This is a genomic window from Streptomyces sp. M41 (genome assembly GCF_043673425.1).
Taxonomy (GTDB): Bacteria; Actinomycetota; Actinomycetes; order Streptomycetales; family Streptomycetaceae; genus Streptomyces.
In genome coordinates, this window is sequence record NZ_JBIMKE010000020.1 from 1 (window position 1) to 25347 (window position 25347).

The following is a 25347-nucleotide window of genomic DNA, read 5'->3' on the forward strand; positions in this document are numbered from 1 at the left end:
CAGCTCCACCACACCGGAGGTCTTCGCCATGATCAAGCCCCACCGGTGTCAACAACGCTCGTGATCAATACACCTAGGCGTCCCGGAGTTTCTTCAGTCGTGCCACGTCCGCCGCGTGGCCTTCCTTCCCGCCGGGCGTCTCGATGATCAGCGGCACGCCCGCGGTGGCCGGGTGGGTCATCAGGGCCCGGAAGGGGTCCTCACCGATGTGACCGGCGCCGATGTTCTCGTGCCGGTCCTTGTGGGCGCCGACGACGTCCTTGGAGTCATTGGCGTGGATCAGCTTCAGCCGGCCCTCGCCGACCGTGTCCACCAGCAGATCCAGCGTCTGGTGCATGCCGGACGGGCCGGTCAGGTCGTGGCCGGCCGCGAAGATGTGGCAGGTGTCCAGGCACACGCCCAGCTTCGGATGGGCGTCCAGGGCCTCGAAGTACGGCCCGAAGTCCCAGGTGCGGGAGCAGAGCGAGGAGCCCTGGCCCGCCGTCGACTCCAGCAGCAGAAACGGGTCGTCGTCCCAGGTCAGCTCGTCCAGCAGCGGCAGCAGGTGCTCCCGCACCTGCTTCAGGGCCACCGAGCGGTCCCGGCCGCCGGTCGCGCTGCCCGTGTGCACGACCACGCCCAGCGCCCCGATCTCCCGGCCACGCCGCAGCGAGTGCCGCAGGGACTCCACCGACTTCTCCACGGTGGCCTCGGTGTGCGAGCCGAAGTTGATCAGGTACGGCGCATGCACGTAAGCCGGGATCGACTCGGCCGCGCACACCGCGCGGAACTCCTCGTCCTGCCGCGGATTCCCGGCGGGCGTGGCCCAGCCGCGCGGGTTGGCGACGAAGACCTGGACGGTCTCGGCCTTGAGGTCATGGGCGTAGCCGAGCCCGACGGAGCTGAGGCCGCCGGCCACCGGGACATGGCCGCCGATCGGGTTGCGGGAGGGGCCCGGGAGGGCGGTGCCGGACTGCTGACTTCTCACCCGTTCAGGGTGTCATGCGGTCGGGCCCGCCCGATCACCGGCCGGTGACGGGGCGGGCCCGGAGCGAACCTGGAGCGAGCCCGGTGCGGGCTTTCTCAGTGGTTGGTGATCGCGATCACCGGATGGTGATGGTGATCGTCGAGCCCTTCGGTGCCCGCTGCCCGCCCTCCACGGACTGCCTCTTGACCGTGTCGCCGAACAGCCCGAGCAGGCCGCGGTCCTCGTCGACCTCGAAGCCGGCGCCTTCCAGCGCTGCCTTGGCGTCGTCGACGCTGTCGCCGACCACGTCCGGGACCTCGATCATCTCCGGGCCCTTGGAGAGCGTCAGCGTCACCGTGTCGCCCTCGGCGGCCTGCTTGCCGTTGGCCGGCGACTGCCGGGCGACCCGGCCCGCGTCGAACTCGGAGTTGACCCGGCCGGCGGCGACCTCGACCTTCAGACCGGCCCCCTCCAGGTCGGACTTCGCCTCGGCCAGGCTCTCGCCGGTGACGTCCGGGATGTCCACCGGGCTGCCCTTGCTGACGCTGAGCGCGACCGGTGAGCCGGAGCGGAGCTTGGTGCCGTTGCCCGGGTCGGAGGAGATCACGAAGCCCTGGGGGATGTCGTCGTTGAACTCCCGGGTCACCCGGCCCGGTTCGAGGCCGCCGTCCTTCAGTACGGTCCGTGCCTTGTCCAGCTTGTAGCCCTGGAGGTCCGGCACCTTCACGGTCTCCGGGCCCAGCGAGACCACCAGACCCACCGAGTCGTTGTGCCGGATGCGGGCGCCCGACTTCGGGTCCGAGGTGATGACGGTGCCGCGCTTGAAGGTGTCGCTGTGGGTGCGCTGCACCTTGCCGATGTCGAGCCCGGCCTTCTCCAGCCGCTCCCGGGCCTGCGCCTCGGTCTTGGACAGCAGCGGCGGGACCTCGGTGAACTGGCCGGAGTTGATGTACCAGATGCCGACGCCGAGGCCGAGGACCAGCAGGACGGCGGCCACGACGACCAGCGGGCCGCGCGGCCGGCGCGAGGTACCCGACCGGCGGGGCCCGGGCGGTGGGGGCGGCGGGGTCTCCAGCCGGCTGGTCCGGTTGAAGACGGCCTCGGACTCCGGCTCGTCCCCGTTCACGGGCAGCGGACGCTGGATCGTGAGCGCGCGCGGGATCACGCTCGTGCGGTCGTCGGCGTTGCTGCGCTCCGCCGTGTGGGCCTGCGGCGGCACGGCGTCCAGCTGGTCCGCGCTCAGCGCGGCGCGGGACTCACGGGCCAGCGCGAGCAGCGCCACGGCGTCGTACGGCCGGATGTCCGGGGTGCGGGCGGTGGCCGAGGCGACCAGCTCGTCGAGCTCGTACGCCAGCCCCGGCACGGCGGCCGAGGGCGGCGGGACGTCCTCGTGGAGATGCTTGTAGAGCACCACGGCGGGGGAATCCCCGTCGTGCGGCTTGTCGCCCGTGAGCATCTCGTACAGCACGACACCGCACGCGTACACGTCGACGCGGGCGTCGGCGGCGCCGGGCTGCTCGATCTGCTCGGGCGCGAGATAGGAGACGGTGCCGAGCACGGCACCGGTGGTGCTGGTCACGGTGTCCACGGACCGCACCAGCCCGAAGTCGGCGACCTTGACCCGGCCGTCGTCCCCTATCAGGACGTTCTCCGGCTTCATGTCCCGGTGCACGAACCCGGCGCGGTGCGCGGCGCCGAGCGCGGCGAGCACCGGCTCCAGGATGTCGAGCGCGGCCCGGGGCTGCAGCGCCCCGCGCTCGCGCAGCACGTCACGCAGGGTGCAGCCCGCGACGTACTCCATGGCGAGATAGACGTACGACCCGTCGGTGCCCTGGTCGAAGACCTGCACGACATTGGGGTGCGCGAGCCGGGCGACGGACTTCGCCTCGCGGATGAACCGGTCGACGAACACACCGTCGACCGCCAGCGCGGGGTGCATCACCTTGAGCGCGAGCACGCGGTCCAGGCGGGTGTCCAGGGCCCGGTAGACCGTGGCCATCCCGCCGACCGCGATGCGCGCGTCCACGCGATACCGGCCGTCGAGCACCTGCCCGACCAGAGGGTCCTGAAGCGTCGTATCCACGCGGGTGAGTCTACGAGCCGTCACCGACACACCTCCCGCCCCGGACCGGGATCGGGGCGGGACTGCAGCCGAGCTGTGACGGACGCCTCATGGGTGAAAGGCTTTCATCGAACGTGCGTTCAGAACGCAGGTCGCTCGGGGTCCAGCCGTGCCAGGCCGTCCGCGGGAGACGACGCCTGCGCGAAGTGCCGGCGCGGAATGCGCCCCGCCCGGTACGCCAGCCTGCCCGCCTCCACAGCGTGCCGCATCGCGTCGGCCATCAGCGCCGGCTCCTGCGCCCGCGTCACCGCCGAGGCGAGCATCACACCCGCGCACCCCAGCTCCATCGCCAGCGCCGCGTCCGACGCCGTCCCCGCACCCGCGTCCAGGATCACCGGCACGCGCGCGTGCTCCACGATCAACTGGAAGTTGTGCGGATTGCGGATGCCGAGCCCCGAACCGATCGGAGACCCCAGCGGCATGATCGCCGCACAGCCGGCGTCCTCCAGCTTCCGCGCCAGCACGGGGTCGTCATTGGTGTACGGCAGCACGGTGAACCCGTCGTCCACCAGCGTCTCCGCGGCGTCCAGCAGCTCGATCGGATCCGGCAGCAGGGTCCGCTCGTCGGCGATGACCTCCAGCTTGATCAGGTCCGTACCGAGCGCCTCGCGCGCGAGGCGGGCCGTCAGCACGGCCTCGCCGGCCGTGAAGCACCCTGCGGTGTTCGGCAGCACCCGGATGCCGAGGCCGTCCAGCACGGAGAGGACGGACCCGTGCACCGACGGGTCCACCCGCCGCATCGCGACCGTCGTCAGCTCCGTCCCGGACGCAACCAGCGCCCGCTCCAGCACCTCGAGGCTGGGCGCCCCGCCCGTGCCCATGATCAGGCGGGACCCGAAGGACAGGTCGCCGATGACAAAGGGATCGTCGGCCATGGTTCAGCCTCCTTGGACGGCGGTGAGGACCTCGACGCGGTCCCCGTCGCTCAGGGACGTCGCCGGCCACTGCCCGCGCGGGACGACGGTTTCGTTGAGGGCGGCGGCCACTCCCGAGGGTGCCGCGGTGAGGGACCGCACGAGCGTGTCGAGAGCCGTACCCGGCTCGATCTGCCGACGCTCGCCGTTGACCGAGATGGTGACCGGGGTGGTGGGTGGAGTGGGGAACGGAGTGTTCATACGGGCTGCTCCGTGAGTGCGGCGGAACTGAAACGCCGGGGCGAGAACGCCCGGGCCTCGTCGGGGAGTTCACCGGTGCTCAGGACGTGCGCCATGACGTCGCCGGTGACCGGGGTGAGGAGCACGCCGTTGCGGTAGTGGCCGGTGGCCAGGGCCAGCCCCTCGAGGCCGGACGGACCGAGCAGCGGAGCGTTGTCGGGGGAGCCGGGGCGCAGGCCCGCCCGTGTCTCGGTGAGCGGCAGTTCGGTGATGCCCGGCACCAGCTCATGGGCGTCGCGCAGCAGCTCGTACACGCCGCCCGCGGTCACCGTCGTGTCCCAGCCCAGCTCCTCACTCGTCGCCCCGACGACCAGCTCGCCGCTCTCCCGCGGCACCAGATACACCTGGCTGCCGCGCACCACGGCCCGCACGGTCCGGCTCAGGAACGGCGCGTACCGCTTCGGCACGGTCAGCCGCAGCACCTGGCCCTTCACGGGACGTACGGGGGGCAGTACGTCGTCCGGAACGCCGGACAGCCGTCCGCTGCGGCTGCCGGCGGCGAGGACCACCTGGCCCGCGCGCAGCTCGGTGCCGTCCGCCGTGGTGACCCCGGCGGCCCGGTCCCGTACGACGTCGAAGCGCTCGGCCCACGCCCGGTGGAAGACCACACCGGCCCGCTCGCAGGCGGCCACCAGCGCCGCGGACAGCCTCCTCGGATCGATCTGGTGGTCCCCGTCCACCCGGAGCCCGCCGCGCACGCCCGGCGCGAGCATCGGCTCCAGGCGCCGGCACTCACGCCCCGACAGCCACTCGGAGTCCAGCCCCGACCGGCTCTGGAGGGCGTGCAGCTCACGCAGGTGGGCCCGGTCGTCGGAGTCCAGCGCCACGGCGAGCGTGCCGCAGCGGCGGTAGCCGAGGTCATGGCCGGTGAGATCGATGAGCTCGGCCACGAAGTCCGGGTAGCGGCGGGCCGAGGCGAGGTTCAGGCCGAGCAGGGTCTGCTCGCCGTAGTGCAGTTCCGTGACGGCGGCCAGCATCCCGGCGGCCACCTGGGCGGCCCCGCCGCCCGGCTCGGGGTCCACGACGGCGGTCGTGAACCCGCGCTGCGCGGCCCGCCACGCCGTGACCAGGCCGATGATCCCGCCCCCGATGACGAGGACGTCTGACGTTCGCGTACGCGACATGGGCGTCCAGCCCCTCCCTTCGCCGGCATGACCCGGATCAGGTTCGTACGGTCGGAGGCCGCCAGCCTCCCTCTCAGCCCGGTGCGTCCGGGCTCCCGCGAGTGCTCTACGTTGGCCACCCTAGCCCGCCGCCGCACGCCTCAGTAAGGGAGCCCTCGCCCGTGGCCCGTTCGCTCGACGGTCTCGTCCTCGCCCCCGTGGCCGACCAAGCCCCAGGTCAGGTGGGCACCCGCACCCGGTTCACCTACCACGAGAAGGACGGTGAGATCTGGGCGGACTACACCGGCGGCGATGTCGTGCGCGGGTGTCTCGTGGGCACGAGGAAGGGGGACCGGCTGGACTTCCGCTACGTCCAGCTGAAGCGGGACGGGACCACGTCCTCGGGTCACTGCGTGTCGACGGTGGTGGACCTTCCGGACGGCCGGGTGCGGCTGGAGGAGAGCTGGGAGTGGGAGTCGCAGGCCGGCCGGGGGACGAGTGTTGTGGAACAGGTCACCGAGCACCCCCCCTGACTGACGGATTGTCAGTTGTCTATGGTGATCAGGTGAGCGAGCAGACGCAGCAACAGGGCACGTCACAGGCGCGGCGCGTGGTCGTCGCGGGCGCGGGCATGGCCGGGGTGCAGACCGCGGTCGCCCTGCGCGAGCAAGGCTTCACCGGCACGATCACGCTGATCGGCGCCGAGCCCCACCAGCCGTACGACCGGCCGCCCCTGTCCAAGGCCGTACTGCTCGGCAAGTCCGAGGGCTCGGCCTTCGACGTCGACTTCGACGCCCTCGGCATCGAACTGCGGCTGGGGCGCGAGGTGCTGGGCGTGCGCACCACCGACCACGAACTGGACACCGAGGCCGGGCCCGTCCCGTACGACGTCCTGGTGCTCGCCACCGGCGCCGAACCGATCCGGCTGCCGGGCGCGGAGGGCATCCCCGGCGTGCATCTGCTGCGCACCCTGGACGACGCCGAGCGGCTGCGGCCGGTGCTCGCCCGGCAGCACGACATCGTGGTCGTCGGGGCGGGCTGGATCGGCGCCGAGTTCGCCACGGCCGCGCGCGAGGCGGGGTGTGCGGTGACGGTCGTGGAGGCCGCCGGCCGGCCGCTCGCGGGCGCGCTGCCGGCCGAGGTCGCCGCGCCGATGACCGCCTGGTACGAGGACAGCGGGGCGGCGTTGCGCACCCACGCGCGCGTGGAGCGTGTCGACCCCGGCGAGGTCGTCCTCGACGACGGCTCGCGTATCCCCGCGGGCGCCGTCGTGGTCGGGATCGGGGCGCGCCCCGCCACGGCCTGGCTGGCCGGCTCGGGCATCGAGCTCGGCGCGCACGGCGAGGTCGTCGCCGACAACGGTCTGCGCACCTCCGTCCCGGACGTCTACGCGGTCGGCGACTGCGCCTCCTTCCCCTCCGGCCGCTACGGCGAACGGCTGCTGGTCCACCACTGGGACAACGCGCTCCAGGGCCCGCGCACGGTCGCCGCGAACATCCTCGGCGAGACCCCCGCGGTCTACGACCCCGTGCCGTACTTCTGGTCCGAGCAGTTCGGCCGCTTCGTCCAGTACGCCGGCCACCACGCCGCCGCCGACACGACCCTGTGGCGCGGCGATCCGTCGGGCCCGGCCTGGGCGGTCTGCTGGCTGCGGGAGCACCGGCTGGTCGCCGTCCTGGCCGTGGGCCGGCCCCGGGATCTCGCCCAGGGACGGCGGCTGATCGAGGCGGGCACGCCGATGGACGCGGCGCTGCTGGTGGACCCGGCGAGGCCGCTGAAGGCGGCGACGGCTTAGCGCGTCGGAGCGACGGGGCCTCCGGGTGGACCGGCCTGACTTCCGACTGTCAGTGGCAGATGGCAGGCTTGTTTCCGTGACCGAGATTGACGCAAAGACCGATGCTCTCGTGGCCGCCTGGCTCACCCTCCCCGACATCGCAGAGATGCTCGACGTCGAGGTGACCCGCGTCCGGCAGCTGGTCAAGGAGGGCCAGCTCATCGCCGTACGCCGAGGTGAGAACCGCGCGCTGCACGTCCCCGCCGCCTTCATCGACGGGGACAAGGTCGTCAAGGGCCTGTCCGGGACCCTGACGCTCCTGCGGGACGACGGCTTCACGGACGAAGAGATGCTGGAGTGGCTCTTCACGCCCGACCCGAGCCTGCCCGGCACCCCCGCGCAGGCCCTGAGCGAGAACCGCGGCACGGAGGTGAAGCGCCGCGCCCAGGCGCTCGCTGTCTGATCAGAACGGATCTCCACGCTGGTCCGAGGGCTGTCCGGCGTGCGGGCGGCCCTGGGATCTTCGGGTCGGGGTGACTCGTCGACTCGGGGTGACCGGTCGGCTCGGGGCCAGCTGGTCGGCGGCGGACGGGCGCCGGGTGCCGCGAGCCCCGGGCCGTCCGGCCGCCGCCGGCCCGGTGAGTCCTGCCCGGACCCCGGGCACCTGCAAGGATCCGGGCCGAGCCCCGCCGTGCCGGCCCGTCCCGGCCCGCTCGACACCGCGTGCCGCCTCCGCCCGCCTCCGGGTTACCGTGCCACCGTCCGGCTCCCGCCCGACGTCATCCGCCCGGCACCCGATCACAGGGGGAAGCGCATGTCCGACACCGTCACCGGGGTCACCGCCCGGAGCCAGCTCGCCGATGCCCGGCTCTACCTCTGCACCGATGCCCGCAAGCGGCAGGGCGATCTCGCGGAGTTCCTGGATGCCGTGCTGGCCTCCGGCGTCGACATCGTGCAGCTGCGCGACAAGGGGATGGAGGCGGCCGAGGAACTGGCGCACCTGGAGGTCTTCGCCGAGGCCTGCGCCCGGCACGGCAAGCTTCTCGCGGTCAACGACCGTGCCGACGTGGCTCATGCCGTCGGCGCCGACGTCCTGCACCTGGGCCAGGGCGACCTCCCGGTCCCCGCCGCCCGCGCGATCCTCGGCGACGACGTCCTCATCGGCCGCTCTACCCACTCCGAGGCCGAGGCCACCGCAGCCGCCGCCCAGGACGGCGTGGACTACTTCTGCACCGGCCCCTGCTGGCCCACCCCCACCAAGCCCGGCCGGCACGCCCCCGGCCTCGACCTGGTCCGTCACACCGCCGCCCTCGGCACCGACCGCCCCTGGTTCGCCATCGGCGGCATCGACCTCGACAACCTCGGTCAGGTGCTGGAGGCGGGCGCCCGACGTGTCGTCGTCGTACGGGCGATCACGGAGGCCGACGACCCGGCCGCGGCGTCGGCGGAGTTCGCGCAGCGGCTCCGGAAGGAGTCGTAGGCCCGGCCCGAGGGGAGGGAGCCCGGACCCCTGAGGAGACGGCGTCTCACATCTGATCGAGTCTTGTCTCAGTCCGTGGACCATGTGCCGTCGATCCACGGCCTCGCCCGGCCTCCGCCCGGCCCCGTTCCGCCCCTCGGGTCCGTCGGCTGGCCGTTCTTTGGCCGGTTTTTGTCCAAGGAGTGGACAACAGCCCGACAAATCGGGCAAATGTCCGGCGCCCGGTTGGGGGACCGGGGGCCCCTGGTTAACCTGCGAGTATGGCCCTCGGCACCGCATCCATCAGGTCGGACCACGCTCGTACCGTGCGCGAGATGCTCGCGACCGGCAAGACGACCTATTCGTTCGAGTTCTACGCCCCCAAGACCCCGAAGGGCGAGCGGAACCTGTGGAACGCGCTGCGCCGGGTCGAGGCCGTCGGACCCGACTTCGTCTCCGTGACCTATGGCGCGGGCGGTTCCACCCGCGCGGGCACGGTCAAGGCGACCGAGGCGATCGCCTCGGACACCACCCTCACCCCGATCGCCCACCTCACCGCCGTCGACCACTCGGTGGCCGACCTGCGCAACATCATCGGCCAGTACGCCGACGCCGGGATCCGCAACATGCTGGCGCTGCGCGGCGACCCGCCCGGCGACCCGCTGGGTGAGTGGGTGCGGCACCCGCGGGGCCTCACCTACGCGGCCGAACTCGTCGAGCTGATCAAGGCGTCCGGTGACTTCTGTGTGGGCGTCGCCGCCTTCCCGGCGATGCACCCGCGCTCCTGCGACTGGGACACCGACGTCCGGCACTTCGTCGACAAGTGCCGGGCCGGCGCGGACTACGCGATCACGCAGATGTTTTTCGATCCGGAGGACTACCTGAGGCTGCGCGACCGAGTCTCGGCGGCCGGCTGTGACACCCCGATCATCCCGGAGATCATGCCGATCGCCGGCGTCAGGACGCTGGAGCGGATCCCGTCCCTCACCAACGCCGCCTTCCCGGACGCCCTGAAAGAGCGGATCCTCACAGCAAAGGACGATCCGGCGGCTGTACGCTCGATCGGGATCGAGTTCGCCACGGAGTTCTGCGCACGGTTGCTGGCCGAGGGAGTGCCCGGACTGCACTTCATCACGCTCAACAACTCCACGGCGACCCTGGAAATCTACGAAAACCTGGGCCTGCACCACCCACCGCAGGCCTAGACCGGCCGTCCTGATATACGTCACACTGCGTAGGCGGCCACTGGGAGAGGGGCGTACATGGGCTGGACGGTCCTCTACATCGCGTTCGGCATCGTCGCGCTGTGGCTGCTGGGCGAGGTACTGCTTCAGTACAAGGCACGCCTGCGCTGGCGGCTGCTGGCGTTCGTCGGCTTCCTCGGTGTCGTGATCGGGGTGCTCATCCCGTCGGTGATCGTCATCGGGCTGGGCGCGGCGGCCTTCGCGATCGGCCAGACCTACGTAACGCTGTCCTTCCGCCGCGGCTTCTCGGCCGGCTGGGCGGTCTCCGCACCGGCGCTGGGCCCCCTGGGCGGCGCCAAGCGCCGCGGCGAGCCGGCCCGCCAGGAGCCGACCCTGGAGGTCTCCGACCTCGAGGCGGGCGAGGGCGGTTTCGGCGACGACGGCAGGTACGGCCGCGACGACGGCAAGTACGGCCGGGACGACCTCGGCTACGGCGACGACTACGACCGCGACGACGTCTTCACCCCCTCGCGCGCGGACCGCCCGTCCGCCGCCGAGACGACCGCCGTCTACGAGCCGCAGCCCCTGCCGGACGACACCGGCTCCTACGGGATATACGGCGACCCTGCCTACGCCGCCGCCGACCAGCAGTACACCGCCGCCGGCCAGCCCCAGGACCAGTACGCGACGGCCGACCAGAGCTACGCCTACGACGGCTACTCCGGCTACGACCAGCAGCAGTACGGCTACGACGCCACCGGCCAGCAGCAGTACGCCGCATACTCCGACCCGTACATCGGCAACCAGACCTACGGCGGCGCCTCGTACGACGCCTACGGGCAGCAGAGTTACGGCCAACAGGACTACGGCCAGGACCAGTACGCCACCGGCACCTACTCGGATACGTCGTCCAGCGGCGTCTGGGTCCCGCAGCAGCGCACCGACGAGACCTACGGCGGCGAACTCCCGCCCGAGCAGCAGTACCCCTACCAGGGCAACGGCCAGCAGCAGGGCCAGGGGAACGGGTACGACGAGCAGTACCGCTTCTGACGTACAGCCGGCTCCGCACAGGCCGGGCGGCCAGTCACTGCGAGCCTCTGAACTCCGGCCCTTCCACGATCAGCCCCGCCGCCAGCGCACCCGACATACCGGCGTGCGGCAGACCGCCCCCGGGGTGGGACCAGCCGCCGACGGTGAACAGGCCCGAAACGGCAGTGCTGTTGGACGGGTGCAGCAGCCGCCCGCCGGCCGCGGCCAGCGCCGGCGCCGGGACCGCTCCGCCCACGGCGCCCGTCTCCTGCGCGATGTCGGCCGGGGTGCGCACCTCGTGCCACAGCAGACGGTCACGCAACTGGGGCACGGTACGCTCGGCGACCGCGATCATGTGCTCGGCATGCCGGGCGAAGACCTCCGACTCCGCCCAGCCCCGGTCGGGCTGCGCTGGCACCGTCGATGTGAGAGCGACCGCCTCATGGCCGGCGTCCGGCACCAGCGCCGCGTCGTCGGGCCGCAGCACGGTGACCGTGGGCCGCGTGGCCATGCCCGGGGCGGTGCCGAAGAGGGCGTCCAGCTCGCTCTCGCGGTCCTCCGCGTGGACGACCGTCCGGTGCGCCGTGCCCTCCGGCCGGCCGCCCCGCAGGGCCAACAGCACCGTCAGACGACTGGCCGCCCCCTGCTGCGGCGCGATCTCGTCCTCGCCGCGCAACGCCGTGCCCCGCACCAGTCGGTCCAGCACCCCGGGAGCGACGCCGGCGACCACGAAGTCCGCCTCGGCCGTCGACCCGTCGCTCAGCTCCAGCCCTGCCGCCCGGCCGTCCTTCTCCAGGACAGCGGTCACCTCGGCGCCGAAGTGGAACTCGACCTTCCTGGCGACGCACCGCTCGTACACGGCCCGAGCCAACTCCCGTATGCCGCCCCGCACATACCAGGTCCCGAACGCGTGCTCCAGGTACGGCAGCACCGCCGCGCTCGCCGGCGTCGCCCGCGGGTCCAGGCCGTACGCGAGCGCATGGCTCTCCAGCAGAGCGATGAGCCGGGCCTCGCGCAGCTCCCAGGCGCCGACCTCGGCGAGCGTGCCGGCCCGGCGGGTGCGCAGGAGTCTCTTGTGAGGGACCGAGGGGTAGGGTTCGCGGTCGGCCAGCACCCGCCAGTTCGGCCACAGGGGCTCCTCCAGCAGCGGTCTGCGGGTGCGGTCCCAGGCTTCGCGGGCGCGCACCAGGAAGTCGCCCCAGCGCTCGCCGGTGCCGGATCCCAGCGCCCCCTCCAGGGCGGCCACCACTCCCGCGCGCGAGGCGTTCGGCAGGGACACCTCGGTGCCGTCCGCGAAGACATGCCGCGCCGAAGGGTCGACCTGGACCAGCTCGACGCAGTCCTCCAGTGGCTCCTTGCCGGTCTTGATGAACAGATCGCGGTAGACCGCCGGGAGGGGGAGCAGCCCCGGGCCCGTGTCGAAGGCGAAGCCGTCGCGCTCGAAGCGGCGCACCGCTCCGCCGTACGTCTCCGTACGCTCGTACACCGCCACCTGGTGGCCCGCGACGGCCAGCCGGGCAGAGGTCGCCATCGCGCCCATCCCGGCGCCGATCACCGCAATCCGTGCCATGCGTGGGACTTTATCGGCCGGCACTGACAACGGCGCACTGACCTCGGACGACGGCTCAGCCGGGCCCCTGCGCCATGGACCGCGCGAGCCGTTTCTCCACCCGCCGCTCGGCCCGGCGCCGCAGGAACCGCCGGATCCGCGAGACCAGGAAGCAGAGCAGGAACAGCCCCGCGAGCAGCAGCGTGCCCGCGACGACGGCCGCGGCCACCGGGTGGAAGATCGCGAAGGTGATGATCGCGGCGACCCCGAGATCCTCGGCGATGCTCACCACGACGTTGCTGAACGGCTCGGGCGAGGTGTTGACCGCCATCCGCGTCCCGGCCTTGACCAGATGGCTCAGCAGCGCCGTGGAACCGCCGACCGCACCCGCCGCCAGCTCCGGCACCGACCCGCTCTGGCCGGCGAGCAGCGCCGCGACGACCGCGCCGGAGACCGGCCGGATCACGGTGTGCACCGAGTCCCACGCCGAGTCGACGTACGGGATCTTGTCGGCCACCGCCTCACAGAGGAACAGCACACCGGCAGCGATCAGCACGTCGGGCCGTTGCAGCGCCTCGGGCACCTCGTCGCTCAGTCCGGTCGCGCCGAACATGCCGAGCAGCAGCACCACGGCGTAGGCGTTGATGCCGCTGGCCCAGCCGCTCGTGAACACCAAAGGGAGTACAGACACGGAGGCGATCGTAACCAGTGGCCGGCACCGGGACTTGGGGATGAGTGCGCAGCTCTGAGTACCCGTACCTAGTCGCCGAGATGAGTACGCGCGCGGATGGGTCGCGACCTGCCTCGACGAGAGAGTGGAGGCACGGAGAAGGGGTTCGGCTCCGGCACCGGCGACACGGGGCGCCGGAACGGAGCTACCCCGGATCCGCTCCTTCCGCCGGCCAGGGGTCGGCGGGAGCGAGACGGGGGACCCGGGGGAACGGCCGAACGGGGGTCCGGCGGGGGAAACGGGGGAGCACGGGGGGTACGGGGGAACGGGGGAGCACGAGAAGGCGCCGGTTCGACGCCGGCCCGCGGGGGACGCGGCCACGTCGGACCGGCGCCTTCGTGTGTGCGCCGGCGGCTTCAGCGGCAGCCGCTCACCCGGCCCTGCAACAGCCGCGACAGCGCCGCGTGTACGTCGTCCAGGGACCGTTCCGGCTGGAAGGACTTCCAGTCCAGCGCGGCGACCAGGACCATGCCGACCAGGGCGGAGGCGCTCAGCGTGACGTCGATCTCCTCGCTGAACTCGCCGTTCGCCACGCCGTCGCGCAGTACCCCTTCGACGACGGCCACGGCCTGCTGCCGGACCACCATCAGCGTGGACTGCCAGGCCCGGTTGGTGCGCCACAGCTCGGCGACGTACAGCTGGGTGAAGGACGGGTAGCGGTCGATGAAGACCAGCCCCGCGCGGATCATCGCGTCCAGGGCGTCCACCTTGCTGCCGCCCTCCCGGGCGGTCTGCTCGGCCGCCTCGCGGAGGGAGGCGGTGAGCAGTTCGACTCCGTGGCGCAGCAGTTCCTCGAAGAGGACCGACTTGCTCGCGAAGTTGTAGTAGACCGTGCCCTTCGCCACTCCCGCCCGCTCGGCGATCTCGTCCACCGTGGTGGCGGAGAAGCCCTGCTCGGCGATGAGCGTGACGGCCGCCTCGTAGAGCTTCTGCCGGGTGGCCTCACGGCGCGTGCTGCCGCCCGACGCGGCGCTGCTGCTTTCCATGGCCCTGATTGTCCCGCGCGCGTTCACAGACTCAGCTCCGGGTGGAGCCGGTCGAGCGTCCACACCTGCCGGCGGCGGGCCGACAGCGCGGTCAGCGCGACGGCGCCCGCGGTGAAGGCGGCGAGCACCACGCACGCCTGCCACACCGGTCCCAGACCGCCGCCCGTGATGAGCCTCCTGAGGGCGTCGACGACGTAGCTCATCGGCAGGAAGGGGTGGAGCGCGTTGAAGAAGCCCGGGCTGGTCTGCACGGGGTACGTGCCGCCCGCGGACGTCAACTGGAGCATCAGCAGCGCCAGGACGAGGATCCGCCCCGCCGCCCCGAAGCGCGCGTTCAGCCACTGCACGATCGCCGCGAAGCACGCGGTCACCAGGAACAGGAAGGCCACCGTCCCGGCCGCCCGCACCATCTCCAGCCCGACCGCCCAGTGCAGCACCGACATCAGGGCCAGGGTCTGGAGCACGCCGATCGCCACCACGGGCAGCCAGCCGGCCAGCGCGATCCGCCAGGCCGAGGCGCCCGCGGCGAGCGCCCGCCGGTTCATCGGCGCGATCAGCATGTAGGCGACCATCGCGCCCACCCACAAGGACAGCGGGATGAAGTACGGGGCGAAACCGGTGCCGTAGTTGGGTGCCTTGTGCATGTCCCGGGAGACGAGCTGGACCGGGTCCGCCATCACCTCGGTGCGCTGGTCGCGGTCCTTCTTGTCGTAGTCAGGGATCTGCTTCGCGCCGTCGTGCAGGCCGTTGGAGAGCTTCCCGGAGCCGTCGACGAGCTTGTACATGCCGCCGTTGAGGTCATGGGCGCCGGTCTTCAGCTCGCCGACGCCGCTGTCCAGTTCGGTCGCGCCGGTCTTGGCCGAACCGATCCCCGCGTGCAGCTTCTTGGCGCCCGCGGCGACCTTCGCGGCACCCCCGTTCAGCTTGTTGATCTTGGCGACGGCGTCGTCGAGGTCCTCGGAGAGGCGGGGCGCGCGGTCGGCGAGGTCCCGGGCCTGCTTCTGGAGGACGGCGAGGTTCTTGTCGAGCTTCTTCAGGTCGCCGTCGTGGCCGCTGATCAGAGCGTTGAGGTCGTCGGCGATCGTCGCCACGTCCGCGGCCGACTGCTTCGCCTTCTTCAGGTCGGAGCAGGCCGGGTCGGGGAGTACGGGGTCCTCGCAGCGCGACTTGTGGACGGCATCCAGAATGTCGGACGCCGCATGTGCGCGCCTGGCGGCGCCAGGAGCCCGCTCCACCAGGTCGTCGAGGTTGTTGCGGACCGCCGCCGAGCCGTCGGCGACCAGCCGGGCGGTGTCCCCGATGGTCTCCTCGTTGTCCGCCAGGAAGGGGCCGATCTTCTTGTCGATGCCGTTGACCCGGTCGGCCAGCGCGCGGGTGCCCTCCGCGACCCTCCTGGAGCCGTCCTCCAGGTCGGCCGCGCCCTTGTCGAGCTTCTTCAGGCCGGTGGACAGCTTGCCACTGCCCGCCTTGGCCTCCGTCAGCCCGTCCGCGAGGTCCTTGGAGCCCTTCTCCGCCTTCCCGATGCCGCCCTCGAGCTTGTCGGCACCGCTCGCGGCCTTCACCGTCGCTCCGTGGATGTCGGAGAACGAGACGAAGATCCGGTCCAGGAACGACCGTGACGCCTTGGTGGACGCGGCCTCGCGCACCTCACCGAAGACCGTCCGCGAGATCTGGCCGACGATGTAGTTGTTCGCGTCGTTCGTACGCACCTGAAGGGCGCCCGTCTCCGGCGAGTCGCCCGAACTGGAGGCGATCCGCTCGCTGAAGTCGGCCGGCATGGTCAGCGACAGGTAGTACGTGCCGTCCTCGACGCCCTCGCGGGCCTGTGACGCGCTCACCTCACGCCAGTCGAAGACGTCGCTCTCGCGCAGCCCTTCGGAGATGTCGTCGCCCGCGGTGAGCTTCTCGCCCCCGACCTTCGCCCCCTTGTCGTCGTTCACCAACGCCACGGGAATGCGGTCGAGCCTGCCGTACGGGTCCCAGAACGACCACAGGTACAGGGCGCCATAGAGCAGCGGCAGCACCAGCAGCGCGACCAGGGCGGCGCGCGGCAGCTTCCCCCGGCCGAAGCGCCTCAGCTCAAGCGCGGCCAGCCTCGGCGATCGCATCGGCGGCCTCCTTTCCGTCGTTCTCCTGGGACTTGGCGTTCTCCTGGGACTTGCCGGCCTCGTCCGCGGGGACGGCCGAAGGCGCGGCGGACTCCTGGGACGCCGCGGTCGAGACACGGACCGTGCCGTCGGGGGCCTCGGTGCACACCGCCACGACCGTGGTCCCGGCCTCGGTGAGCGACCTCAACAGTGCCCAGACCTCGGCCCGCTCGGCGTCCGAGAGCTTCAGGTCGGTGTCGTCGACGCCGAGCAGCCGGGGACGCCCGATCAACGCCAGGGCGACGGACAGCCGCAGCGCCTCCAACCGCTCCAGATCCCGTACGGCCGTACGGGGGCCCTTGGGCAGCGTCTCCAGGTCGAGGCCCGCGGCGGTCAGCGCGGCCTCGATACGGAGCTTCTCCTCGGTCCGCCGCTCGGCTCGCGGCCGAAGCAGCCCGCGCACCGAGTCCCCGAACCGCCGTTGCAGCAGCGCGCGTTCCCGGAGGTGTTCGGTGACGGTCAGGGCCGGTTCCAGATCGGTCACACCGGGAACATGGGCCAGTGCGCTGACGCGCCGTACCGCCGCCATGCGCTTGGGCAGCGGGGTCCCTCCTACGGTGGCGGCTCCTTCGGTGGGCTTCATCCGCCCTGTGAGCGCGAGCAACAGACACGTACGGCCACTGCCGGACGGTCCTTCGACGGTGATCAGCGAGCCGGGCTCGGCGTCGAGGAAGACCCCGCGGAATGCCCATCCGCGGGGTCCCTCCAGACCGAGGCCCTGGGCCGTGACGCCGACTCCGGTCACGGTTCCCCCCATCCCTGCCCCTCCAGATTTGAACTGACTGGTCAGTGCAAAAACTAGTCCGAACTCGCGATCGACGCAAAAGCGCAGGTCAGATCGGATTGTCAGTGCCATACCTCACGATGGGCACATACGGCACCCCGTATCGGACGTGCCGTCACGAAGACGACAGGAGGTTCGTCATGGCCAGCTATCACGCAGCAGCCGCCCGCCGGCGCCGCGCCACCGGCCCTGCCCCCTCACTGACCGGTCCGGCGAGCGACGTGCACCCCGTGCTCCGCCGGACCACGGCCCCGCCCGCCGCCCTCGACCTGCTCGCCCAGGCCCGTGCCGGACTGGACGAGGCCACCGTCCTGGAGACACCGAACGAGCGCTACGCCACCGCCCATCTCGCCGCCCTGCGCACCGCAGCCGCCGTGCTCGCGGCCCGGGGGCGGCCGGAGACCTCGCCCAAGCGCCGGGCTCGTATCCGGAGCGCTTGGGAAGTGCTCCCCGAGATCGCGCCCGAACTCGCCGAGTGGAGCACCCTGTTCGCCTCGGGCGCCCGGCGCAGGGCCCGCGCCGAGGCGGGCATACAGGGCGCGGCCAACCGCCGGGACGCCGACGACCTGATACGCGACGTGGCGATGTTCCTGCGCCTCGTCGAGCGGATGCTGGTCCTCCAGCCGGTCCTGCCCCAGCCGCGCACGGACACCGAATCGGACGCGGGAGCGGGAGCGGGAACGGAGGGGACCGGCGGGCCCCGTCACACGCGGGAGGAGATGCCGGACGCGGGCTGAAGGCGGTGGCGGGGCGTCCCGGCGTTCCGACGGCCGGGTGTTCGGGCGTTCGGCAGGGCGGCCTGGACCGGGGCGCGCATATTCGGGGCTTTCGGTGGCCGTGCGTCGCGCCCTTCGGCGGCCGTGCGTCGGATCCCCTCGGCGGCCGTGCCTCGGGCGCTTCGGTGGCCGTGCCTTCAGCGTGGTCGCGTCCGCCCGCGGGGCCGAGGGCGGGGCGCCGCGTCCCACCGTGATGGTCGGGTGGGCCGGCGTAGGCAATAGGGTGGAGGGCGCCTGAAGCCTTCCCTCTCGCGCCCCGGGCGGGGAGGCAGCCCGTTCGCTCCGCCCCGCACGTGGCGGTGCCGTGCCGAGGAGTCATCTGCCGTGTCGGACCCGATGCGCCCGCCCGTCTCCCACCGCCATCCTCAAACGGCGTCGCTGCGCTCCGACCCCTCTCGGCCCCGCGCCTCCCTCCGTACCGCCGTGGTCTGGGAGGTCCTCCAGGACGCCCTGGACCGCCGGGTCAAGGCCACGGGCCGTCAGGCGCTGGACGTCCTCGACACCGGCGGCGGCAGCGGCAACTTTGCGGTGCCCCTGGCCCGCCTCGGGCACCGCGTCACCGTCGTCGACCCCAGCCCGAACGCACTCTTCGCCCTGGAGCGGCGCGCCGCCGAGGCGGAGGTCGCCGACCGGGTGAAGGGCGTCCAGGGTGACGCCCACGGCCTCTTCGACGTCGTCGAGCGCGGCGGCTACGACGTGGTGCTGTGCCACGGCGTCCTGGAGTACGTGGACGACCCCGCCGAGGGCGTCCGCAACGCCGTGGCCGCCCTGCGCGCGGAGGGCGTCCTCAGCCTGCTCGCCGCCGGGCTGGGCGGTGCCGTGCTGGCGCGAGCCCTCGCCGGTCACTTCAAGGAGGCCAAGCAGGCCCTTCAGGACCCGGACGGCCGCTGGGGCCAGGGCGACCCCGTGCCGCGGCGTTTCACCACCGAGCAGCTCACCGGGCTGGTCGAGAGCGCCGGCCTGCGGGTCGGTGCCGTGCACGGGGTGCGGGTCTTCGCCGACCTGGTTCCCGGGGTGCTGGTGGACACCGAGCCCGGCGCCCTGGAGGCGCTGCTGCAACTGGAGGAGGCGGCGGCCGAACTGCCCGCCTTCCACTCGGTGGCCACCCAACTGCACGTACTCGGCGAGACCCAGCAGACCGCCGGGGCCTGAGTCGTCTTCCCCGTACGGACCGCAGGGTGCGCCGTTGATCAGGGACGGGGCTGCACATGGAGTACGCCACAGGCCCCCCGATCGGGCGCTCAGCGCCGTATGATCGAGGGAGACCGTTCCGGCATGACGGGTCGGCCGCTGGGGAATGAAGATCTCAGCGAGCCGGGACGCCCATGCCGGAGCCCGGTTGGCCAATTGGCGTAGAGGGGCGGGTTTCACGGGGGCGATTCCCTGCCTATCCTGAAGGGACCCCCCGGGTCGCCCCGGCGACTGCACGATGAGGAGGACTCCGTGCCGCTCTCGGAGCACGAGCAGCGAATGCTCGAGCAGATGGAGCGAGCGCTGTACGCCGAAGATCCCAAGTTCGCGTCGGCGCTTGAGGGAAGCGGGCTGCGTACGTACACCCGGCGGCGGGTCTACCAGGCGGTCGCGGGCTTCCTCGTGGGTATCGCGCTCCTCATGGCTGGAATGGTGGCCAAGCAGGTCTGGCTCAGCGTGGTGGGCTTCCTGGTCATGCTGGGCTGTGCGGTACTCGCCGTGACCGGTTGGCGCAAGGCCCCCAAGCCGGGCGAGCAGCCCAGCAGCGGTGGCCCGCATGCCCGCCGTCAGCCCCGTCAGAAGCGCTCGATGATGAACCGTATCGAAGAGCGCTGGCAGCGCCGCCGCGACGAACAGGGCGGCCATTAGCTCGACGAGCAGCTCCTAGCCATACGCAGGGGGTGACCACCGAAAGGGTGGTCACCCCCTGACGTGTGCCCGGCGTGCATCGCAGGGCGCGGGGAGGCGGCTGAGGGCAGGAACAGGCGCGCAGAAACGACCGCGGTATCACTGGTGGCACCTGGGACACCCATGAAGCACCCCGGGTGCGGACCCGCCCCTGGGCGCCCGTCGGCCGGAGACTCCCCCTCCCACTGAGCCTCCGAGCGAAGCCGGCCCCTGGTCATCCGGCACGGAGCCTGCCCCACAGGCGCCTCCCGCCTGAAGCCTTGCCTCTACGGGCCTCCCGCATGAGCCACGACAGAGGCCCAGCGTGGAGGCCGCCCCGCTGAGTCTGCCGTGCGCCGCCGGCCCCGGACATCGGGCGCGGAGGCTGCCCCTTCGGAGCCCCCCCCGGGTGGAGGCTGTTCCTCGGAGCTGCGCGCGCAGCCCGGGTATCCCGCGCGCCCTACGGGCCTCTCGCGCGAAGCTAGGCCCGCCCCCACCGGCCCCGCGCGAAGTCCCGCCACGACGGAGCCGCCGGTGGAGTCCGCTCCTCAGAGCCTCCCGCGCGAAGCCCGCCCTCACGGAACCGTGTGAAGCCCGCCTCCCCGGAACCGTGTGAAGCCCGCCCCCACGGAGCCGCACGCGAAGTCCGCCCCCCGGAGCCTCCCGTGCGGGACCGCCCAGCCACACGCCCCCGCCGCAGCGAGCGGTCACCCCCGCCCGCAGCGAGCCGTCACCCCCGTTGAGCGGGAGTGGACGGCTTGCGCAGAGTCGGGCGGGTGGTGGCGGCGCGGTGTTTGACCGTGGTCCACCAGTCCGACAGTGCCCAGACCACCCGCACGGCGGACCGCGGGGCCAGCAGGGCCCGTAGTTTCGTCGTCCAGCCGGCTCTGGAGCGGAGGTCGGACAGGGCGGTACGGACATCGTCCGCGATCCCCGCAGTGAGGCGGGGGCTCGGGGCGTACAGGACCTGCTCCACCGCGTCGGCGACCCGGTGCACCGAGGCGGCGGCCGGTGGGTCGAGGTGGCCGAGGCGGACGATGCGTGCCGCGGCCTTGCGGGGGGTCTGGGAGTCGTCCGGGGGTATGCCGAAGTCCCAGGCGGTGTCTGTCAGTTCCCGCCAGACTGCCAAGGTGTGGAGCGCCACGTCCGCTTCGGTGCGGCCGTGTGCCCCCAGCCTCGCCGCTCTGGTGCGCAGCCGCCACAGCATCGGTGCCGTCGGGATCAGCAGCGCGGCCAGCCCCCCGAGCGTCCAGGCCAGAAGGGCGTACCACTTCGGGCCGTCCCCGCCCGTGGGCAGCGCGGCCTCGGGGGACTCGCTCGCGCACAGCTGCGGGTTCTGCCCCGCGCAGCTCTCGCTCGCCGATGGCACGTCGGAGGGCCCCGCGCTGGCGGACTGCGTCGGCCGGGCCACCTCAGGCAGCGTCGTGCCGGGCGCGTCCGACTGGGTGTACGACGGGACGGATCCACGGGTCGGCGTCGGCTCGAAGCGGGTCCAGCCCACGCCCTCGAAGTACAGCTCCGGCCAGGCGTGGGCGTCCTTCAGCCCCACCGAGATGGAGCCGTCGCCCTGCGGGGTCCCGGGCGCGAAGCCCACCGCGACCCGGGCCGGTATGCCCAGCGAGCGGGCCATCGAGGCCATCGCGAACGAGAAGTGGACACAGAAGCCCTGCTTGTCCTCGAGGAAGCGGGCGATCGCCTGCCGGCCGCTGCCGACCTTCACATCCGTGTCGTACTGGAAGCCACCGGTGACGGCGAAGTAGTCCTGGAGCTTGACCGCCTGCTCGTAGTGGCTGTTCGCACCGTCGGTGACCTTGCGCGCGGTCCGGGCGACCACCGTGGGCAACGTGTCGGGCAGCTCGGTGAACTCACGCTTCAGGGCGGCCGGCGGGGCCGGCGCGGCGGCGAGCTGCTTCGCCGTCGGCCGCACATCGAGGCTGCGCACGGTGTACGTCGCGCCGCGTGTGGTCTGCCGGCGGTCGCCTACGACGGTCATGCCCAGCGGTTCGTAGCGCCAGTTGCCGCTGATGTCCACGCCGCTCGGCGGGTACGGCATCGGCAGCCAGTTCTGCCCGTACCACTCCGCCGCCGAGATGGTCGTCTCGATCTCCGCGCGGCGCACGTCGGGGGCGAGACCCATGGGCGTCGGGAACTCGTTCGGCACGGCCTCGATGCTGCGCTTCGACGGCTGCCAGGTCGTGCCGTCGAAGTCGTCCAGGGACACGATCCGCAGGTACAGGCCCGAAGTGTCCTTGGCGTCTGTCTTCAGGGACAGGACCTGGCGGTCCTCGTCCACGTTCAGGCTGTCGCGCAGGGACACCAGCGGGTTCACCGCGGAGATCGTGCCCCCGCGCCCGCCGCCGGAGCCCACGCCCGTGCCCGCGGCGTCCAGCAGGCCGCCGTTCATCGCGGGCAGCGCCAGCGGCACCGCCAGGGCGATGCCCAGCGCGACCACCCCGATGCGCCGCCCGGTGCGGACCGGCGCCACCGCGTCGGGCGGCTCCCCGCCCGGCGTCCGCGGTGCCCCGCCGAAGACCCGGCCCCACTGCGAGAGCCGGTCGCGACCCTCGGCCAGGAGCAGCATCAGATAACCCGCGGCGGCGATCAGGAACCACAGCCAGTCCGCGCCCCCGTCGGACAGCCCCGCGGCCACCGAGTAGAGCGCGAGCAGCGGCAGCCCGGCCGGGGCGGCGCTGCGGAACGTCACCGCGAGGGTGTCCACCGCGAGCCCTATGATCAGCACCCCGCCGATGAGCATCAGCCGGATGCCGTCCGACAGCGGCGCCGGGATCGAGTACCGGCTGACGTCGTCGGCGCCCGCCCGCAACAGTTCGCCGAAGTGCTGGAATGCCTCCGGGCCGGGGATCACCGCGATGATCGCCTGGTCGTTGGCGAAGGTCAGCGTCAGCAGCATCAGCGTGACCAGGGCCTGTACCGCCACCGTCAGCGGGCGGGCCAGCGGGACCCGCCGGGCCGCCATGCCCGCGCCCATCTGCACGGCCAGCAGGAACGTCGCTTGAAAGAGCCAGGTGACCGGGGAGACCAGCGGCAGCAGGGCGCAGGACGCCATCAGCGTGGCCGCCGCCGCGCACAGCGCCATCCGTGTCCGCCCGCTCATGCCCGTCCCCCCTCGCCCCCGGCGCCGCTGATCGCGGCGGCGTCATTGCGCGCTCGGTCCGCCTGGCGCCACAGCTCGTTCACCGAAGCGCCCCGCGGCACGCTCAGCGCCGTCCAGCCCGCCTCCCGCAGCAGCCGCAGCCGCTCCTCGTCCCCGTCCAACGTCTGTGGCGCATCGGCGGGTTCCCGCATCCAGGCCCCGCTGTCCAGCACGAAGGCCACCGCGCCCCCGCTGCGCTGGCGCATCCTGGCGGCCACCGCCGCCTGCTCCTCGTCGAGGTCGCCGAAGAAGGCGACCAGCAGCCCTTCGTTGCCGCCCCGCATCACGTCGTACGCCCGCGACAGTCCCGTGCCGTCGGAGTGGTCGATCACGGCGAGGGTGTCCATCATCAGGCCGGCCGCGTCCGCCGACTCCTGGCTCGCCCCCGCGAACCCGTCGGCGCCCTCGCCGGGCACCGAACTGCCCGTGTCGGTCAGCAGCCGCACCGAGAAGCCCCGCTCCAGCATGTGCACCAGCACGGAGGCCGCGCCCGACACGGCCCACTCGAAGGCCGAGTCGGGGCCCGCGCCCCGGAAGGCGAGGCCCCGGGTGTCCAGCAGCACCGTGCACCGGGCGCGCTGCGGCTGCTCCTCGCGGCGCACCATCAGCTCGCCGTAGCGGGCGGTGGAGCGCCAGTGCACCCGGCGCAGGTCGTCGCCGTACCGGTAGCCGCGCGGGATCACGTCGTCCTCGCCGGCCAGCGCGAGCGAGCGCTGCCGCCCGTCGCCGTAGCCCTTCGCCTCGCCGCTGAAGCGGACCGGCGGCAGCGGCTCCACGCGCGGGATGACCGTGAGGGAGTCGTACGTCGAGAAGGACCGGGTCAGCTCGCACATGCCGAACGGGTCGCTCAGGCGCAGCTGCAACGGGCCCAGCGGATAGCGTCCGCGCAGGTCGGAGCGCACCCGGTAGGACACCTCGCGGCGGCCACCGGCCTCCACCCGGTCCAGCACGAAACGCGGACGCGGGCCGAGGACGTAGGGCACCCGGTCCTGGAGCATCAGCAGGCCGGTGGGCAGCCGGGAGACGTTGTCGATCCGCAGATGCACACGGGCCTCGCTGCCGGCGGGCACGCGCGCGGGGGAGAGCCGGCGGCTGCCCGCGACCCGGTAGCGGGTGCGGTACAGCACGGTCGCGCACACCAGCGGCAGCACGGCGAGCAGCAGTCCGACGCGCAGCAGGTCGCTCTGGCCGAGGACATAGGCGCAGACCGCGGCGGCGATGCCGGCGGCCAGGAACGAGCGTCCGCGCGTGGTCAGACCGGCCAGTGCCGTGCGCAGCCCGCTCTGCTCACCTCGGTCCGCCTCGGCCTGGCCCGTCGCGCCGGACGTCATCACAGCCTCCGCGGCGGCTGCTGGCCGTACGCCGTGGCACCCCGGCCGAGGCCGCCGAAGTTGCTCTGCTGCTGGGGTGCCGAGGGCACCGGGGTGCGCTGGAGGATCTCCTGGACGACCTGCTCGGACGTGCGGCGGTTCAGCTGGGCCTGCGCGGTGGGCAGCAGGCGGTGCGCCAGGACGGCCACGGCCAGGGCCTGGATGTCGTCCGGCAGCGCGTACTCCCGCCCGCTCAGGGCTGCGGATGCCTTCGCCGCGCGCAGCAGATGCAGCGTCGCGCGCGGAGAGGCGCCGAGTCTGAGGTCGGGGTGGGTGCGCGTGGCGGAGACCAGGTCCACCGCGTACCGGCGGACCGGCTCGGCGACATGGACGCCGCGGACGGCGTCGATCAGCTTCACGATCTCGTGAGCATGGGCCACCGGCTGAAGGTCCTCCAGCGGCGAGACGCCACCGTGCACGTCCAGCATCTGGAGTTCGGCCTCCGCGCTCGGGTAACCGACGGAGACACGGGCCATGAAGCGGTCGCGCTGGGCCTCGGGCAGCGGGTACGTGCCCTCCATCTCGACCGGGTTCTGCGTGGCCACCACCATGAAGGGGCTCGGCAGCTCGTAGGTCTGGCCGTCGATCGTGACCTGGCGCTCCTCCATGGACTCCAGCAGCGCGGACTGCGTCTTCGGCGAGGCGCGGTTGATCTCGTCGCCGATCACGATCTGGGCGAAGATCGCGCCGGGCTTGAACTCGAAGTCCTTGCGCTGCTGGTCCCAGATGGACACACCCGTGATGTCGGACGGCAGCAGGTCGGGCGTGAACTGGATCCGCCGCACCGAGCAGTCGATGGACCGCGCCAGCGCCTTCGCCAGCATCGTCTTGCCCACGCCCGGGACATCCTCGATCAGAAGATGTCCCTCGGCGAGCAGTACGGTCAGCGAAAGCCGTACGACCTCGGGCTTGCCCTCGATCACTCCTTCCACCGAACTGCGGACACGCTCCACAGTGGCGGTCAGATCAGTGAGGCTCGCTCGATCGTCATAGGTCGTCACCCGGCCCTCCTCGGCCCGTTCTTTCCGGGCCGACGCTCTACGACGCGGACCGGCCCACCCCTGGAACACGGACACCACGCGTGAAAGGTTCCGCGTGTTGTCACACTCGCATTCTTGCTGCCGTTACCGTTTCGTGTCACTCGCCTGTGGACAACTGCCTGCGATATGTCGGGTCTTACGGACTTTTGTGCGCGCCCGAGCCCGAAATGACAGCGAAACGAC

General features: G+C 72.3%; 22 protein-coding genes and 1 riboswitch. Of the genes, 9 read left to right on the top strand and 13 right to left on the bottom strand.

Annotated elements, in window-relative coordinates; all coding sequences use genetic code 11:
• Positions 1 to 73 precede the first annotated feature (73 nt).
• The 5 genes from ACHBTE_RS23120 to thiO all read right to left on the bottom strand — a co-directional run bounded on the left by ACHBTE_RS23120 (position 74) and on the right by thiO (position 5346).
• Positions 74 to 967 (bottom strand): deoxyribonuclease IV, encoded by an 894-nt coding sequence (locus ACHBTE_RS23120; protein WP_394725939.1) that lies wholly within the window; start codon positions 965 to 967, stop codon positions 74 to 76.
• A gap of 115 nt (positions 968 to 1082) precedes the next feature.
• Positions 1083 to 3029, bottom strand: coding sequence for a Stk1 family PASTA domain-containing Ser/Thr kinase (gene pknB, locus ACHBTE_RS23125; protein ID WP_394725940.1), 1947 nt, complete (start codon positions 3027 to 3029; stop codon positions 1083 to 1085).
• Between the two features lie 119 nt (positions 3030 to 3148).
• Entirely contained in the window at positions 3149 to 3943 is a 795-nt protein-coding gene (locus ACHBTE_RS23130) for a thiazole synthase (protein WP_394725941.1), read from the bottom strand.
• 3 nt (positions 3944 to 3946) lie between these two features.
• Complete coding sequence (thiS, locus tag ACHBTE_RS23135) at positions 3947 to 4183, bottom strand: sulfur carrier protein ThiS (RefSeq protein ID WP_394725942.1); 237 nt, start codon at positions 4181 to 4183, stop codon at positions 3947 to 3949.
• The gene (gene thiO, locus ACHBTE_RS23140; RefSeq protein WP_394725943.1) at positions 4180 to 5346 is read right to left on the bottom strand and encodes a glycine oxidase ThiO; all 1167 of its coding nucleotides are present in this window, start codon (positions 5344 to 5346) and stop codon (positions 4180 to 4182) included. Before thiO ends, thiS begins: the two co-directional genes overlap by 4 nt.
• Positions 5344 to 5455, bottom strand: a riboswitch (TPP riboswitch). (Overlaps the previous gene by 3 nt.)
• A gap of 52 nt (positions 5456 to 5507) precedes the next feature.
• Between thiO and ACHBTE_RS23145 the strand changes: the two genes are divergently transcribed.
• From ACHBTE_RS23145 to ACHBTE_RS23170, 6 genes are all read left to right on the top strand, one after another.
• Positions 5508 to 5858 (top strand): hypothetical protein, encoded by a 351-nt coding sequence (locus ACHBTE_RS23145; RefSeq protein WP_394725944.1) that lies wholly within the window; start codon positions 5508 to 5510, stop codon positions 5856 to 5858.
• Between the two features lie 32 nt (positions 5859 to 5890).
• On the top strand, positions 5891 to 7120 hold the full coding sequence (locus ACHBTE_RS23150) for an NAD(P)/FAD-dependent oxidoreductase (protein WP_394725945.1): 1230 nt from the start codon (positions 5891 to 5893) through the stop codon (positions 7118 to 7120).
• Positions 7121 to 7196: 76 nt separating this feature from the next.
• On the top strand, positions 7197 to 7562 hold the full coding sequence (locus tag ACHBTE_RS23155) for an Rv2175c family DNA-binding protein (RefSeq protein ID WP_394725946.1): 366 nt from the start codon (positions 7197 to 7199) through the stop codon (positions 7560 to 7562).
• A 351-nt stretch (positions 7563 to 7913) separates the two neighbouring features.
• A complete protein-coding gene (gene thiE, locus ACHBTE_RS23160) occupies positions 7914 to 8579 on the top strand; it encodes a thiamine phosphate synthase (protein WP_394725947.1) in 666 nt (221 codons plus the stop codon).
• 260 nt (positions 8580 to 8839) lie between these two features.
• Complete coding sequence (metF, locus tag ACHBTE_RS23165; RefSeq protein ID WP_394725948.1) at positions 8840 to 9763, top strand: methylenetetrahydrofolate reductase [NAD(P)H]; 924 nt, start codon at positions 8840 to 8842, stop codon at positions 9761 to 9763.
• Between the two features lie 57 nt (positions 9764 to 9820).
• The gene (locus ACHBTE_RS23170; protein WP_394725949.1) at positions 9821 to 10792 is read left to right on the top strand and encodes a hypothetical protein; all 972 of its coding nucleotides are present in this window, start codon (positions 9821 to 9823) and stop codon (positions 10790 to 10792) included.
• Between the two features lie 34 nt (positions 10793 to 10826).
• On the opposite strand, the gene ACHBTE_RS23175 is transcribed toward ACHBTE_RS23170, so the two are convergent.
• The 5 genes from ACHBTE_RS23175 to ACHBTE_RS23195 form a co-directional block, all read right to left on the bottom strand.
• A complete protein-coding gene (locus ACHBTE_RS23175) occupies positions 10827 to 12341 on the bottom strand; it encodes a phytoene desaturase family protein (RefSeq protein WP_394725950.1) in 1515 nt (504 codons plus the stop codon).
• A gap of 55 nt (positions 12342 to 12396) precedes the next feature.
• Positions 12397 to 13011, bottom strand: coding sequence for a DUF4126 domain-containing protein (locus ACHBTE_RS23180; protein ID WP_394725951.1), 615 nt, complete (start codon positions 13009 to 13011; stop codon positions 12397 to 12399).
• Positions 13012 to 13406: 395 nt separating this feature from the next.
• A complete protein-coding gene (locus ACHBTE_RS23185) occupies positions 13407 to 14036 on the bottom strand; it encodes a TetR/AcrR family transcriptional regulator (protein ID WP_394725952.1) in 630 nt (209 codons plus the stop codon).
• Between the two features lie 23 nt (positions 14037 to 14059).
• Entirely contained in the window at positions 14060 to 16144 is a 2085-nt protein-coding gene (locus ACHBTE_RS23190; RefSeq protein WP_394725953.1) for a YhgE/Pip family protein, read from the bottom strand.
• Positions 16116 to 16940, bottom strand: coding sequence for an ATP-binding cassette domain-containing protein (locus ACHBTE_RS23195; RefSeq protein WP_394725954.1), 825 nt, complete (start codon positions 16938 to 16940; stop codon positions 16116 to 16118). The genes ACHBTE_RS23190 and ACHBTE_RS23195 overlap by 29 nt, the downstream gene beginning before the upstream one ends.
• A gap of 167 nt (positions 16941 to 17107) precedes the next feature.
• Between ACHBTE_RS23195 and ACHBTE_RS23200 the strand changes: the two genes are divergently transcribed.
• The 3 genes from ACHBTE_RS23200 (at position 17108) to ACHBTE_RS23210 (ending at position 19582) form a co-directional block, all read left to right on the top strand.
• Positions 17108 to 17704, top strand: coding sequence for an SAV_6107 family HEPN domain-containing protein (locus tag ACHBTE_RS23200; RefSeq protein ID WP_394725955.1), 597 nt, complete (start codon positions 17108 to 17110; stop codon positions 17702 to 17704).
• A 363-nt stretch (positions 17705 to 18067) separates the two neighbouring features.
• Entirely contained in the window at positions 18068 to 18895 is an 828-nt protein-coding gene (locus ACHBTE_RS23205) for a class I SAM-dependent methyltransferase (protein WP_394725956.1), read from the top strand.
• A 291-nt stretch (positions 18896 to 19186) separates the two neighbouring features.
• Positions 19187 to 19582 (top strand): DUF3040 domain-containing protein, encoded by a 396-nt coding sequence (locus ACHBTE_RS23210; RefSeq protein WP_019758916.1) that lies wholly within the window; start codon positions 19187 to 19189, stop codon positions 19580 to 19582.
• 748 nt (positions 19583 to 20330) lie between these two features.
• Here ACHBTE_RS23210 and ACHBTE_RS23215 read toward each other — a convergent pair.
• Genes ACHBTE_RS23215 through ACHBTE_RS23225 form a run of 3 tightly spaced genes read right to left on the bottom strand, consistent with a single transcriptional unit; the run spans position 20331 to position 25125 of the window.
• The gene (locus ACHBTE_RS23215; protein ID WP_394725957.1) at positions 20331 to 22715 is read right to left on the bottom strand and encodes a DUF3488 and DUF4129 domain-containing transglutaminase family protein; all 2385 of its coding nucleotides are present in this window, start codon (positions 22713 to 22715) and stop codon (positions 20331 to 20333) included.
• Positions 22712 to 24085, bottom strand: a complete 1374-nt coding sequence (locus tag ACHBTE_RS23220) for a DUF58 domain-containing protein (RefSeq protein ID WP_394725958.1) — start codon at positions 24083 to 24085, stop codon at positions 22712 to 22714. Before ACHBTE_RS23220 ends, ACHBTE_RS23215 begins: the two co-directional genes overlap by 4 nt.
• Positions 24085 to 25125: an AAA family ATPase gene (locus ACHBTE_RS23225; protein ID WP_394725959.1), complete on the bottom strand. Its 1041-nt coding sequence runs from the start codon at positions 25123 to 25125 to the stop codon at positions 24085 to 24087. The genes ACHBTE_RS23220 and ACHBTE_RS23225 overlap by 1 nt, the downstream gene beginning before the upstream one ends.
• Between the last annotated feature and the right edge of the window lie 222 nt (positions 25126 to 25347).

What these genes read in the sequence shown, in the direction of transcription:
- ACHBTE_RS23190 (WP_394725953.1), bottom strand. Translation starts at nt 16,144, where the DNA reads ATGCGATCGCCGAGGCTGGCCGCGCTTGAGCTGAGGCGCTTCGGCCGG.
- ACHBTE_RS23185 (WP_394725952.1), bottom strand. Translation starts at nt 14,036, where the DNA reads ATGGAAAGCAGCAGCGCCGCGTCGGGCGGCAGCACGCGCCGTGAGGCC.
- ACHBTE_RS23175 (WP_394725950.1), bottom strand. Translation starts at nt 12,341, where the DNA reads ATGGCACGGATTGCGGTGATCGGCGCCGGGATGGGCGCGATGGCGACC.
- ACHBTE_RS23215 (WP_394725957.1), bottom strand. Translation starts at nt 22,715, where the DNA reads ATGAGCGGGCGGACACGGATGGCGCTGTGCGCGGCGGCGGCCACGCTG.
- ACHBTE_RS23170 (WP_394725949.1), top strand. Translation starts at nt 9,821, where the DNA reads ATGGGCTGGACGGTCCTCTACATCGCGTTCGGCATCGTCGCGCTGTGG.
- metF (WP_394725948.1), top strand. Translation starts at nt 8,840, where the DNA reads ATGGCCCTCGGCACCGCATCCATCAGGTCGGACCACGCTCGTACCGTG.
- ACHBTE_RS23220 (WP_394725958.1), bottom strand. Translation starts at nt 24,085, where the DNA reads ATGACGTCCGGCGCGACGGGCCAGGCCGAGGCGGACCGAGGTGAGCAG.
- thiS (WP_394725942.1), bottom strand. Translation starts at nt 4,183, where the DNA reads ATGAACACTCCGTTCCCCACTCCACCCACCACCCCGGTCACCATCTCG.
- thiE (WP_394725947.1), top strand. Translation starts at nt 7,914, where the DNA reads ATGTCCGACACCGTCACCGGGGTCACCGCCCGGAGCCAGCTCGCCGAT.
- ACHBTE_RS23130 (WP_394725941.1), bottom strand. Translation starts at nt 3,943, where the DNA reads ATGGCCGACGATCCCTTTGTCATCGGCGACCTGTCCTTCGGGTCCCGC.
- ACHBTE_RS23200 (WP_394725955.1), top strand. Translation starts at nt 17,108, where the DNA reads ATGGCCAGCTATCACGCAGCAGCCGCCCGCCGGCGCCGCGCCACCGGC.
- thiO (WP_394725943.1), bottom strand. Translation starts at nt 5,346, where the DNA reads ATGTCGCGTACGCGAACGTCAGACGTCCTCGTCATCGGGGGCGGGATC.
- ACHBTE_RS23195 (WP_394725954.1), bottom strand. Translation starts at nt 16,940, where the DNA reads ATGGGGGGAACCGTGACCGGAGTCGGCGTCACGGCCCAGGGCCTCGGT.